General features: G+C 62.9%; 13 protein-coding genes. All 13 read left to right on the top strand.

Going from position 1 to position 13284, the window contains the following annotated elements:
* Window positions 1-159 precede the first annotated feature (159 nt).
* Complete coding sequence (lepA, locus tag AC6H4Z_RS08960) at window positions 160-1959, top strand: translation elongation factor 4 (protein ID WP_497546413.1); 1800 nt, start codon at window positions 160-162, stop codon at window positions 1957-1959.
* A gap of 22 nt (window positions 1960-1981) precedes the next feature.
* On the top strand, window positions 1982-3022 hold the full coding sequence (locus tag AC6H4Z_RS08955) for a glycosyltransferase family 9 protein (RefSeq protein ID WP_497546412.1): 1041 nt from the start codon (window positions 1982-1984) through the stop codon (window positions 3020-3022).
* Between the two features lie 3 nt (window positions 3023-3025).
* Entirely contained in the window at window positions 3026-4030 is a 1005-nt protein-coding gene (locus tag AC6H4Z_RS08950) for an ROK family protein (protein WP_497546411.1), read from the top strand.
* A gap of 24 nt (window positions 4031-4054) precedes the next feature.
* On the top strand, window positions 4055-5026 hold the full coding sequence (locus AC6H4Z_RS08945; protein ID WP_497546410.1) for a PfkB family carbohydrate kinase: 972 nt from the start codon (window positions 4055-4057) through the stop codon (window positions 5024-5026).
* 121 nt (window positions 5027-5147) lie between these two features.
* A complete protein-coding gene (locus tag AC6H4Z_RS08940; protein ID WP_497546409.1) occupies window positions 5148-6044 on the top strand; it encodes an ATP-binding protein in 897 nt (298 codons plus the stop codon).
* Window positions 6044-6598 (top strand): hypothetical protein, encoded by a 555-nt coding sequence (locus AC6H4Z_RS08935; RefSeq protein ID WP_497546408.1) that lies wholly within the window; start codon window positions 6044-6046, stop codon window positions 6596-6598. Before AC6H4Z_RS08940 ends, AC6H4Z_RS08935 begins: the two co-directional genes overlap by 1 nt.
* Complete coding sequence (locus tag AC6H4Z_RS08930) at window positions 6591-6908, top strand: molybdopterin dinucleotide binding domain-containing protein (protein WP_497546407.1); 318 nt, start codon at window positions 6591-6593, stop codon at window positions 6906-6908. The genes AC6H4Z_RS08935 and AC6H4Z_RS08930 overlap by 8 nt, the downstream gene beginning before the upstream one ends.
* 11 nt (window positions 6909-6919) lie before the next feature.
* Window positions 6920-8080, top strand: coding sequence for a trans-sulfuration enzyme family protein (locus AC6H4Z_RS08925; protein ID WP_497546406.1), 1161 nt, complete (start codon window positions 6920-6922; stop codon window positions 8078-8080).
* Window positions 8081-9229 carry an AI-2E family transporter gene (locus AC6H4Z_RS08920; RefSeq protein WP_497546405.1) on the top strand — a complete coding sequence of 383 codons (1149 nt, stop codon included), beginning with the start codon at window positions 8081-8083 and terminating at the stop codon, window positions 9227-9229.
* Window positions 9230-9231: 2 nt separating this feature from the next.
* Window positions 9232-9933, top strand: coding sequence for a cell division ATP-binding protein FtsE (ftsE, locus tag AC6H4Z_RS08915; RefSeq protein ID WP_497546404.1), 702 nt, complete (start codon window positions 9232-9234; stop codon window positions 9931-9933).
* Window positions 9933-10781 carry a cell division protein FtsX gene (locus AC6H4Z_RS08910; protein ID WP_497546403.1) on the top strand — a complete coding sequence of 283 codons (849 nt, stop codon included), beginning with the start codon at window positions 9933-9935 and terminating at the stop codon, window positions 10779-10781. The genes ftsE and AC6H4Z_RS08910 overlap by 1 nt, the downstream gene beginning before the upstream one ends.
* Complete coding sequence (locus AC6H4Z_RS08905) at window positions 10778-11989, top strand: murein hydrolase activator EnvC family protein (protein WP_497546402.1); 1212 nt, start codon at window positions 10778-10780, stop codon at window positions 11987-11989. The genes AC6H4Z_RS08910 and AC6H4Z_RS08905 overlap by 4 nt, the downstream gene beginning before the upstream one ends.
* Before the next feature lie 211 nt (window positions 11990-12200).
* On the top strand, window positions 12201-13277 hold the full coding sequence (locus tag AC6H4Z_RS08900; RefSeq protein WP_497546401.1) for a deoxyribonuclease IV: 1077 nt from the start codon (window positions 12201-12203) through the stop codon (window positions 13275-13277).
* Window positions 13278-13284 lie beyond the last annotated feature (7 nt).

Below are 13284 nucleotides of genomic sequence, written 5' to 3'. Positions count from 1 at the left end.
AAGCTGTACCGTCACGCCAAGCACATTTGAACGAGCCGCGCACGATTGGTGCGCGGCTCGTTCGTTTTGTGGGTCTGTGAGCCGTCGCTATATTCCGACCGCACAACTAGTTCCGCCCCGTCCGCCGTTCATTCCGTCCGCGCTTTCGCTGAGTGTGTCTTGAAGCTCGATCACATCCGCAACTTTTGTATCGTCGCGCATATCGACCACGGGAAGTCCACCCTGGCCGACCGACTGATCGAAGCCACTGGCATGCTCCAGAAGCGGGAAATGAAGGCGCAGGTCCTGGACACACTCGACCTCGAGCGTGAGCGCGGGATCACCATCAAGCTCAACGCCGTCCGGATGACGTACTCGGCGCTGGATGGCTCGGACTACGAGTTCAACCTCATCGATACGCCAGGACACGTCGACTTCACGTACGAAGTGTCGCGGTCGCTCGCCGCGTGCGAGGGCGCGATTCTCGTCGTCGACGCGTCGCAGGGTATTCAGGCACAGACGCTGTCGAATCTGTTCCTCGCGCTGGACGCCGGCCTCGAGATCATTCCGATCCTGAACAAGATCGATCTCCCGGGCGCGGAACCGGATAAGCGAAAGCAGGAAGTGCAAGACCTGATCGGCGCCGATCCCGACGACATTCTGCTGGTGAGCGCGAAAGAAGGCATCGGCATTCCGGAGCTGCTCGAGCAAATCGTGAAGCGTGTTCCGCCGCCGGTTGGCGACGCAAACGCTCCGCTCCGCGCGTTGATCTACGATTCGTACTACGATCGCTATCGCGGAGCAATCCCGAGCGTTCGCGTCGTGGACGGCGTGATCAAACCGGGCACGCAGATCAAGTTTGCGGCCGGGTCCGGCCAGATGTACGAAGTCGCGGAAGTCGGCTACAACCAGCTGCGTCAGGTCGAAGCGAAGGAGCTCGGACCGGGTGAAGTCGGCTACGTCGTCGCAAACGTGCGTACCGTGAAGGAGACGCGCGCTGGCGATACGCTGATCGACGCCGCCCTGCCAGATACGCCGCCGCTGCCCGGCTACAAGGACGTGCACTCGATGGTGTTCTCCGGTCTGTACCCGACGGACACCACCCAGTACGAAACGCTGCGCGACGCGCTCGAGAAGTTGCAGCTCAACGACGCTTCGCTGAACTACGAGCCGGAGACGTCGACGGCACTCGGCTTCGGCTTCCGCTGCGGCTTTCTCGGACTCCTGCACATGGAGATCGTGCAGGAACGTCTCGAGCGCGAGTTCGATCTCGACCTCGTGACCACGGTTCCGAGCGTCGAGTATCACGTGCACCATACCGACGGCACGATGGAGTTGCTCGAGAGTCCCGCCAAGCTGCCCGACCCCGGCGTGATCGATCACATCGACGAGCCGTACGTGAAGGCCAGAATCATGGCGCCCGCCGAGTACATCGGGCCGATCATGACGCTGGGCACGGAGCGACGCGGCATCTACAAGAACATGACGTATCTCGACACGAGCCGTGTCGAGTTCGATTGGGAATTCCCGCTCGCCGAAATCATTCTCGATTTCTTCGACAAGTTGAAGACGATCAGCCGCGGCTACGCCAGTCTCGATTACGATATGCTCGAGTACCGCGAGAGCGATCTCGTGAAGCTCGACATGCTGATCAACGGCGATCCAATCGACGCGTTCTCGGTGATCATTCACCGCGACAAGTCGTACGAGTGGGGCCGCAAGATCGCGGACAAGCTCAAGGAGCTCATTCCGCGCCAGCTGTTCGAGGTGGCGATTCAGGCGGCGATCGGCAACAAGGTGATCGCGCGCTCGAGCGTGAAGGCCCTCCGTAAGGACGTGCTCGCGAAGTGCTACGGCGGCGACATTTCGCGAAAGCGCAAGCTCCTCGAAAAGCAGAAAGAGGGAAAGAAGCGCATGAAACAGGTTGGCGCCGTCGAGATTCCTCAGGAAGCGTTCCTGGCGGTTCTGCAGGTCGACTGAGGTCTCCGACGGGCGGGGCGGCATGAGCGAATCCTCACTCGTCATTCAAACATCCTTTCTCGGCGACACGGTGCTCACCACACCGTTGCTCGCGTTTCTCGCCAAGTCCGGCCCGGTCGACGTACTGACCACGCCGGCATCGAGTGCGCTGCTCGCCAATCATCCCGCGGTGCGCGAATGCCTTGTCTACGACAAGCGACGCACCGCTCGCGGCGCGCGAGGCTTTCTGCGTATGGCAGCGGCGCTGCGCTCGCGTCGATATCGCAGCGCGTACATGGCGCAGGGGTCAGTTCGCAGCGGCGCTCTGGCCTTGGCCGCTGGCATCTCAGATCGGGTCGGATTTCAAACGTCAGCAGGACGATCGTTCTACACGACGCGAATCGCGTCGCCCGAGAACGTTCACCATGCCGCGAGGCTGCTGTCGCTCGGAACACGCGATCCGCTACGAGAGATCTCGAATGATGCGCTGCGGCCAACGCTCTACCCTGGCGACACCGAGCGGACTGCCGTCGATCGATTCCTCGAAGCCAACGACGCGTTGGGCGACCGGTTCATTGCTGTCGCGCCGGGGAGCGTGTGGGCGACGAAGCGTTGGCCGGGGTACGCTGAACTGGCGCAACTGATGGCGACCGACGCGAGAGTCGTCGTCATCGGCGGAGAGGCAGATGCAGGTCTGGCGCAGGAAATCGCACACGGCGCGTCCGGTCGCGCGATCGACGCAACGGGACGGCTGTCCCTCCTGGCATCTGCGGAGTTGATCCGCCGCGCCGCGCTCCTGGTAACGAACGATTCCCTACCCCTGCACCTCGCCTCGGCGATGGATACGCCGACCGTCGCCGTCTTCGGACCGACGGTGCCGGAATTCGGGTTCGGCCCACTCGCGACGAACGCGGCGGTCGCAGGACTCTCCGGGCTCGCATGCCGCCCGTGCGATCGCCATGGCCCGCAGAAGTGCCCCCTCGGACATTGGCGCTGCATGCGCGAGATTACACCGCTGATGGTTGCAGGACTGGCGCGCGACCTCCTGCGCGACGTGCGGGATCTCACACCTCGGACCTCGTGACACATGGCCACGAAGAAGCGGCAGCAGTACATCATCGGGGTTGACCTCGGCGGAACGAACGTCGTGGTGGGTGCAATGTCTGCCGACGGCATGCATCACTACGCCATGCGGTCGATTCCTACCGGCGCCGAGTCGGGCGCCGAGGCAGTCGCCGATCGCATCGTCGGCACGATCGAGGGCGTCATTCTCGATACCATCGCGCAGACCGATGCCGCTCGACGCGACTTCATCGGCGTTGGCATTGGCGCGCCTGGTCCGCTCGATCGCGATAAGGGAATCGTCATCGTCGCACCAAATCTTGGATGGCGAAACTTTCCCCTCCGCGATCGCATCGGCGAAAAGCTCAACCTGCCGGCCACACTCGACAACGACGCAAACTGCGCGACGGTCGGCGAATGGTGGCAGGGCGCGGCGCGCGGCGGCACGAACGTCATCGGCATGACGATCGGCACGGGAATCGGCGGCGGCCTGATCATCGACGGCCAGCTGTTTCACGGCGCGTCCGACGTGGCGGGCGAGATCGGACACACGACCATCGACTTGAACGGCCGTCACTGCAAATGCGGCAACTACGGTTGCCTCGAGGCGTATGCGTCGGGGCCGGCGATCGCCGTGCGCGCGCGCGAGGTTCTCGTCCGCGAAGAAACGGCGTCGCTGCTTCCGTCGATGGTCGGCGGAAAGCTCGACGCGATCACCGCGGAAACAGTGTATCGCGCCGCGTCGCAGGGCGACGCCGTCGCAAGCGAGATCGTGCGCGACACGGCTCGGTACCTCGGAGTTGGCATTGCGAATATGCTCAACATCTTGAACGCCGACGTCGTGGTGATCGCTGGCGGTGTAACGCAGGCGGGCGATGCGCTCTTCGCGCCGCTGCAGGCAGAAGTTCGCCGTCGCGCGTTCCGGCCAGCCGTTGACGCAACACGCATCGTCCCTGGCGAGCTTCCGGGAACGGCCGGCGTGGTGGGTGCCGTCGCGACGTTCAAGATGCAGCACCTGGGCGCGCTGTGAGCGCAGCGCACCGCCAGTAGCTGCATGCCACGTCTGGGAGTCATCGGTTCGTTCGTCTGGGACGTGATCTACGGACGTGAACCACGCGTCGCACCCGCACAAGAATGGGGCGGCATCAGCTACGCGCTCAGCGGGCTCGATGCGGCACTGACCCCCGAGTGGGAAATCGTTCCGCTGCTCAAGGTCGGCGAGGATCTCGCCGCTCGCGCGAGAGAGTTTCTTGGAACGCTCAAGCGCATCGCTCCGGACGCGAGCGTCATCGAGGTGCCCTACCCCAATAATCGCGTCGAGCTTCGCTACTACGACGACGAACGACGAAGCGAGATGATGACGGGCGGCGTGCCCGGATGGAACTGGCTTGGCCTCAAGCCCGTGCTCGACGCTGCTCGACTCGACGCGCTGTACATCAACTTTCTCAGCGGCTGGGAGCTCGATCTCGAGACGGCCAAACTCATTCGCCAGCACTTTCGCGGCCCGATGTACTGCGACCTGCACATGCTCACCTGGGCAGTGCAGCCGAGCGGGCTGCGAACACTTCGCCCGCTGCCGAATGTTGGCGAGTGGTGCAGCTGCTTCGACTTGCTGCAGATGAACGAGGACGAGATGGCGATGATGGCGCCCGATCCGATGGCGCTCGCCGCAACGGCGCTCGCGAATGGCGTTCGCAGCCTGACAGTCACGTTGGGGAAGCGAGGCGTGGTGTACTTCGCGCCGTCGGACTTCGAGCGTATAGCAGACCTGAGTCGTCCACGTCCACTCAGCGCGGCGGTTGGGCCGCTGCGCACTGCGCTGATTCCGGTGAATCACGTCTCGGAGAACGGCGACCCAACAGGCTGCGGCGATGTCTGGGGGTCGACGTATTTCTCCCGGCTGCTCGCCGGCGACGTGATAGGCGATGCGATCGCCGCCGCACACGCTGCGGCCGCACGAAATGTGAGCCACCGCGGGGCGACGGGTCTCGCGAATCATTTGCGCGGGACGATCAGCCTGGCCTAGCGCCGATTTTTTCGGCGAGGATTGCGAATCACTGCTGCCGAGTAGCGCGACGAAGTGGTAACTTTGGCGACGCCAACCACGCGCCACGCTTGCGCCTCTCGCTCGGGATCCGCTGCCTCACGTGACGACCGTCATCACTGTTCCGCCCTCGCTCGACGACCACTCCTTCGAACAGGTGCTGGAGCAGTTGGCGCCCCTCCCCCTGGATGCCAAGATTCTCGTCGACGCACGACATGCGCGATGGGCGTCACCGTACGGCCTCACCGCTCTGCTGACGCTCGCGCAGACGCGTAAGGAACGCCCGGCGTTCGCGGTTCCCGAGCAGGACGAGACGGCGTCGTACTGGGCGCGTGCGGCATTCTTTCACCACGCCGAGGCGCTATACGACCTGCATGGCTCGTATCCCAAGCGCCGTGAAATGGCCGACTCCAGTGCACTCCTCGACATCACGCCGATCACAAAAAGTGAGGATGTGCATAACGTCGTTGGGCGCGTGCAGGAGCGAGCGCAAGCGATCATCAAGAACGAGCTGAAGCTCGAGTCCAAGGCGATCATGGGCTTCGCGATGACCTTGAGCGAAGTCTGTCAGAACATCATCGAGCACGCCGGTCAGGGCGGTTGGGTCGCCGTGCAGAGCTACAAGTGGACCAAGCGACTCGGCCGGCGCGTCGTCGTGATTGCCGTGTGCGACGCAGGCCTGGGCTTTCGCCGGTCGCTGGAGATGACACCGGCGCATGTGCCGAGCGCACGCTGGGATGACGCGTCTGCGCTCGAGGAGGCCGTCATTCGCGGCGTGAGTCGCTTTCGTGACCGCGGTCGCGGACAGGGTTTGGCGGGCGCACGGAATTATGTTGGTCGATGGAACGGCAAGCTGGCTGTCCGGAGTGGAACGGCAAGGATCTCGATCGTACCGGCGTGGGACGATGACGTCCCGCTCGCCGAAGGTTTGGCGCCGTTCCCAGGCGCGCAGGTTCAGGTCATCATTCCAGAGGCGATCGCCGGAGGAACGGAGCGGTGATGAACCACATCGACATCAGCAGCGTGTTGCGTCAGACACTCGCGTGCGATCTCTACTCGAACCTCGTCACACGAGGCACGGGGCGAGCGGTGCGCCAGTTGATCGAACAGCTACTCAGCGAATCGCACGACCGTGCGCTGACGGTCATCGACTTCTCACAGGTGTCGATGATGGATTTCTCATGCGCCGATGAAGTCATCGCCAAGCTGCTGATTCTCTACGGCTCGGATGACGCGCCGCAGGACGCGTACTTCATTTTCCGCGGCGTGACCGAAGATCACCGCGACGCGATCGAAACGGTGCTCGAGCGACACGGGTTGGCGCTCGCCATTGAAGCAGCCGATCGCATCGAACTGATGGGCGTCATCTCCGACGACGAGCGCAAGGTGTGGGACGCGTCATATCGTTTGGGTCGCGCGCCCGCCGCGGATGTCGCGCGACAGGTCGACGGCGATCCAGCGGACGCGCTTCGCGCGCTCGACACACTCTGTCGCCGGCGTCTGATGATGCGCGTCGACGACGATTACGTGGTGGTTGGCGGGGCTCGTGGATAACGACTCGCGCAACCGTCCGCTTCGGGTTGCGCAACTGATCGCAACACGTGCGAGCGACGACGAGCGCGGCCCGCTCGTCGTGATGCATCCTGCAGACGCGACGGCGCGCCTGCTCAGTGAGGGCGAATTGGCGTGGGTGTACGGCCCGCGTCGACATGAACTCGCCACCGTAGCCATCGACGAAGAGCTGCGACCGGGCAATGTCGTCCTTCGCGATCTCGTCGGCGCGTCTCCGTCCGAAACGGTGCGCGTGATCAAGCCCGAACTCGATAGCCGCGGTCGCCGTGGACCAAATACCGCGCTCGCCTGAGGAACTTCCTCGTGTCGCCACGCAAGCAACGTTCGATTGACCTGTCCACGCTCACAGTGCACGCCGGCACCGACGCGCACGAGCCCGACACGCCGGTCGTTCAGCCGATCTATCAGTCCGTCAATTTCATTCAAGAGATCGGCACGGAAGCCGGGCTGCGCTATCCGCGTTACGGCAACTCGCCGAACGCCGAGGTGGTTCAAGCGCGCATGGCGGCACTCGAAGGGGCCGAGGCAGCGGTGCTACTCGGTAGCGGAATGGCGGCCACGGCGTGTGCGCTGCTCGCTCTGCTCCGCCCCGGTGATCACCTCATCGCGAGCTCGTGGATCTACGGCGGCGCCACAGCGCTCCTCGCCAAGGAATTCACGGCGCTCGGCGTTGAAGTATCGCACGTCGATCCCCTCGACACGCGCGTGTGGCGACGCCGCATGCGGAAGGAAACGCGTGCGATCTTCCTCGAGACGCCCGTCAATCCGACGTGTCGCGTGCTCGACCTCAAGCCCGTCAGCTACATCACGAAAGAGACCGGTATCGCGCTCGTGGTCGATTCGACCTTCGCGAGCCCGATCAACTTCCGTCCGATCGAGCATGGCGCGGATGTCGTCATTCATTCGGCGACGAAGTATCTCAACGGCCATCACGACGTGCTCGCCGGCGTGGTGTGCGGAACGAGCTCGTACATCGAGGAAGTTCGCCAGAAAATGATTCTGTGGGGCCAGGCGCCGGATCCGTTCGCCGCATGGCTCCTCGAGCGCGGACTCAAGACGCTCGACGTGCGCGTGAAACGACACAATGAGAACGCCATGCAGATCGCGGAGTGGTGCACGTCGCGAAAGGAGATCAAGCGCGTGCACTACCCTGGGCTCGCCGACCACCCGGACCACCAGATCGCGTCAACCATGCTCGATGGGTTCGGCGGAATGTTGGCGATCGAGCTCGCCGGCGGCATTCGCGCGACGGAGAAGTTCATCCGGAAGCTCAAGATCATTCGCCACGCGCCGAGCCTCGGAGGCGTCGATTCGCTGGTTTCCGAACCGAGATTCACGTCGCATGCGCACCTCACAGCAGAGGCGCGTGCAGCCGTAGGGATCCCTGACGGATTTCTACGGATGAGCATCGGCATCGAAAGTGCTAATGACCTGATCGGAGATATCGAACAGGCACTGCGCTAAATGGCCGAAACTGTGGCGGCGGCGTCAGATCGCCGTCGCTTAGAGCGGCGGACCAATCCGACGCTCGCCGAATTGACCCTACCAGAACTACGCCGGATGCTGGTCACGACGATTCTGCTCGTGACCGTGCTGGTGCTGTTTCTGTGGATGGTTCGGAATGTCATCATCGCCGCAATCCTCGGCGTGATCGTGGCGATGTACATGCGGCCGCCCTATCGATGGCTGGTCGCGCGACTTCGGTCGCCAATCGTTGCGGCGAGTTTCACGCTCGCGATGCTGATCCTGCCGCTCATCGCGCTCACGGCGTACAGCTACGAGGAAATCGCCGATCGCGCAGCGTACGTGAGTCAGCATCAGGACGAGATCGCAACGCGGATCGATGCATCGCTGCACAAGCTGCCCTTTCTCGGAACGGCGAATACGTCGGCAGCGGTAAAGCGCTACGTGATCGCCGCGTCCGACTACGGCACGAACATCCTGAGCGGCCTTCGGTCGGCGCTGACCAGCCTCGCCGTTGCGGCCACGATTTTCATGTTCACGGCATACTACGTCGTGATCGATGCCGAGCGGATCATGCACTACATTCGCGGACGGATTCCGCCGCGATACGGTGAGCTGGCGCAAGCGCTCGAATCGAATGTTCGCGGAGTGCTCTACGGCGCGATCTACTCGACGTTCCTCACCCAGGGCATCAAGTCGCTGATCATTCTCGCGATGAATCTGGCATTCCAGGTTCCCTTAGCGGGCGTGCTCGCGATCGTGTCGTTCATCATCGGATTCTTCCCGATCGTGGGCTCGTGGAGCGTGTACGTCCCCGTTGCCGCTTGGCTGGCGGTGTTCCGCGACTCGCCAATCCAGGCCGTTGCCATGCTGGCCATCGGATTCTTCGTGAACACGCTGTACATCTCGACCTTCCTGCGGCCGAAGATCGCCGCCGAGCGGTCCAAAGTGCTCAATTTCTACTGGATGCTTGTGGCGCTCGTCACAGGCGTCTACACCTTTGGCCTGGTCGGGATACTGTTGGGCCCGATGCTCATCGGTTTACTCAAGGCAATCCTCGATACCATCACGTCGGCGCCAGCGTGGGAATGGTCAGATCACGGTCCGGATGGCGGTGACGCCGGGAGGATCAATGCGTCTGAAGTTTAGCCATGATACGCTTCGACAACGTCACGAAGATCTACCCGCGCGCCGCCCCCGGCGCAGCCGCGCTGCACGACGTCAGCTTCAAGATTGCCAAGGGTGAGTTTGCCTTCCTGACCGGGCCAAGCGGCGCGGGCAAGAGCACCATCCTCAAGCTGCTGTACATGGACGAGCGCCCCACCACCGGTGAGGTGCGCATTAGCGGGTACAACTCGTACGACATCAAGCAGCGAGACGTCCCGAAGCTGCGACGCCGACTCGGCATCGTCTTCCAGGACTTCCGTTTGCTCGAGGATCGCACCGCCGAACAGAACGTGGCGTTTGCCCTCGAAGTCATCGGCACACCGCCAGCGAGCATTCCGAACAAGGTCTCGCGCGCGTTGACACAGGTTGGCCTCGCGTCCAAGTCCACCGCCCTGCCCAAGGAACTGTCGGGCGGCGAGCAGCAGCGCGTGGCGTTTGCGCGCGCCCTGGTCAACGATCCATTCGTCCTCATCGCCGACGAGCCAACGGGCAACCTCGATGAGCGCGCGACACGTGGAATCTTTCAACTGCTGCGTGAGATCAATGCGTCGGGCACTGCGGTGCTCATGGCGACGCACAATCTCGAGTTGGTACGCAGCTCGGAATTCCGCACCATCGAACTGAATCACGGCCGAATCGTCTTCGATTCGGCGGACGTCCCGAACATCGAAGTCGAGGTCGACTGATGAACGCCTTTCGTACGGCGGTCGTCGCGTTCGGCCGCGCGCCCCTGCTCAGCGCGTTGAGCGTGACGACGATCGCATTCTCGCTGTTTGCCTTCGGCCTGTTTGGTCTCGTCGCACTGAATATCAAGGACGCATTGCTGCGCGTTGAAGAACGCGTCGAGATCCGCGCATTCGTCGCCGACAAGACGACGGTCGAGCAGTTGACCACGGCTTCGGATGTCGTCGCCAAGTTCCCCGAAGTGTTGAAGGTCGACGTCGTGTCGCAGGCACAGGCCCTCGAGCGCGCGCGCAAGGAACTCGGTGAGTTCAAGGACGTGTTCGAATCCGAATTCCTCCCGGCGTCGCTCGACGTCAAGCTCAAGCCCGGCTTTCGCGATCCTGCCACGGTGCGCAAAGTCGTTGACCGCATTCGCGAATTCGAATTCGTGGATGACGTACGCTACGGCGAAGAGTGGATCACGCAGCTCTATCGTCTACGAAACATTGCCGGCGTCGCTGGCGCCGCCCTCGGACTTGCCTTCGCCGCAGTCGCGGTGATCATCATCGGCGCAACGATCCGCATGGCCGTGCTCGCGCGTAGCCGTGAGATCTCGATCATGCGATTGGTCGGTGCGACCGATGGGTTCATTCGTCGTCCGTTTCTCATCGAAGGATCGATCAAGGGTGTGCTCGGCGGAGTGTTCGCGCTCGTGCTCACCTACATGGCGATGCGCTTGCTCGCGCAATATCTGCACTTCGAGACGGTCTTCTTCGATCGCCGGCTCGCAACGCTCGGCGTTCTGTTCGGTGCCGCGATGGGGCTGCTCGGCAGCGCCGTGTCGGTCGGCCGGCATTTGCGACGGATATGACCTCGGGTCGCGTGGCGCGAACGCTACGCCTTGTCGGACTGCTCGTCACGCTACTCGCGTCCGCACCGGTGGTGGCGCACGCGCAGGACGCACGCCTTCGCGCCCAACGCGATACGCTCGAACGCATTCGCCGCGAGCGCGAGGACCTCGAGCGTCGGGCCGTGGATCTACAGAACAGCATGCACGACCTGGACGAAGAGGTGACGAACCTCGATCGCCGGGCCGATGCAACTGCACGACTCGTGAAAGTGCTCGACGATCAACTCGCGTCGATCACCACAGAGCTCACGGCTTCGACGAACAAGGTCAAGCAGTCGGAGACTGAACTCGCGATAAAGAAGGTCGCGCTGCAAAAGCGGCTGGCGGACATCTACAAGCGCGGCCCGCTCTTCGCCACGCAAGCCATGCTCTCGGCGCGATCGTTCGGCGAGTTGGTGGCTCGGTACAAATACCTTCACCTCCTGGCGATCCGCGATCGCTCACTCGTCGCACGCGTCGAGGAGCTTCATGCGCAGGTGCAGCATGAGCGTGACAACCTCGTCGCGCTTCAGAGCTCGCTCGAGGACAATCGCCAGGACAAGGCACGCGAGGAGTCGCGACTCCGTTCACTCGAACGCGAGCGATCGTCGAGCCTCGCGAAGACGCGACAGCAGGCGAAGCAAACGGAAGATCGTCTCGATCGACTGAAAGCGACCGAAGCTCAACTATCCAACGCGATCGCCTCGTTGGAAGCCGATCGCCGACGTGCGGAAAGTGCGCGGCCTGCGGCAACGCGCGCGGGCAGCTCGATCAAGACGAGTGACTACGGTAAGCTGGATTGGCCGGTGGATGGTACGCTGCTGTACACCTTCGGCAAGGCGCAGACGGCGAGCAACACGACGATTCGCTGGGACGGCGTGGGCATCAAGGCGACGGTTGGGACAGCCGTTCGTGCCGTGGCACCCGGACGTGTCGTAAGCGCGGGCCAACTCGGGACGTATGGTTTGACCGTGATCGTCGATCACGGCGGCGGCGACTACTCCATCTATGGCTCACTGTCGCGCGCCGACGTACGCCCGCAACAAACCATCGCGAAGGGACAGCAGATCGGCAGCGTCGGCATCTCGGATCCCGATCTCGCATCTCACCTCCACTTCGAAATCCGGCACGGCACAGATGGGCGTCCGGTCGCCGTCGATCCCGCGAAGTGGTTGAAGGATCAACGCTGACCGCGTGACTCACTAACTTTCGATATGTCGCGCGAGATCGCGAAGCGCTGCGCCGTGTGTGGCCGTTTTCGAGCCTACCACGAGGACGACCAGTACTGCATCATCTGCGGCCACGACGCGCTCGAGGCTGAGTGTGCGTGCGGACGGGAGTTCGACTACGCGCTGCCCGAGTCTGGTCCAGTCCACTGTCCGCGTTGCGGGAAGGCATTTCATGGCAAGTCGTCGGAGTTCGAAGCCTAAGAAGCGAGTCGTCAAAAAGGCGGTCGCCAAGAAGCCCGCGGTCAAGAAGCCCGCGGTCAAGAAGCCCGCAGCCAAGAATGCCGGTGCGAAAAAGGCCATCGCGGCAGAACCGGCAGTCGTCGGCAAGCGCCCGCCGTTCAACCCGAAAAAAGACAGCGCAAACGACCCGAATTGGGTAGCTCCGGTTTGGGACGACGGGCTATTGCTCGGCGCTCATGTGTCGATTGCTGGCGGTACGCACGAAGCGCCGCCGCGTGCGCGCGCGATCGGTGCAACTGCGATGCAGATCTTCACGAAGATGGCAAACCGCTGGGCGGACCGCGCGTGCGAGGGTGATGAGTGCACTGCGTTCTCCACGGCGCTCGCCGAAACGCGCGTGAAGGCAACGATCGCTCACGATTCGTATTTGATCAATCTCGCGAGCCCGGACGAGATACTCCGCCGCCGGTCGATAGAATCGTTCGCCGCCGAGTTGCAGCGCTGCGAAGCGCTCGGCATCACATATCTCGTGTCGCATCCGGGCAACTACATCGACGATCGCGCCAGCGGCATCCAGCGCAACGCAGATGGAATCACCGAGGCGTTGAGCCGCGTTCCCGGCCGCACGATTCTCTGCATGGAAACCACCGCAGGCAGCGGAACAGCCATCGGCGCGACGTTCGAAGATCTCGCTGAGCTCATCGCCGCGGTGCCTGAACCGTATCGCGCGCGTATCGGCATCTGTCTCGACACGTGCCATGCGTATTCAGCGGGCTACGATCTCGTGAAGTCCTATCGCGACGTGTGGGATCGCTTCGACGGCTTGCTGGGGATTGCGCGACTCAAGGTGATGCACCTCAACGACTCGAAGACGCCGTTCGATTCTCGACGCGATCGCCACGAACTCATCGGCGAGGGTTCGATCGGCGAACTCGGATTCCAAAACGTCATGAACGATCCGCAACTCGCACACGTGCCCAAGGTCATCGAAACGCCAAAGGGCGCCGATCCCACCGTGATGGATGCGAAGATGCTCGCGCGGCTTCGAGGATATATCGCGTCGGCCTGAACGCCGA

The organism is Leucogemmata humicola, assembly GCF_055379415.1.
The sequence above is the reverse complement of the archived record's forward strand: the minus strand, read 5'-3'. Positions and strand labels throughout refer to the sequence as shown.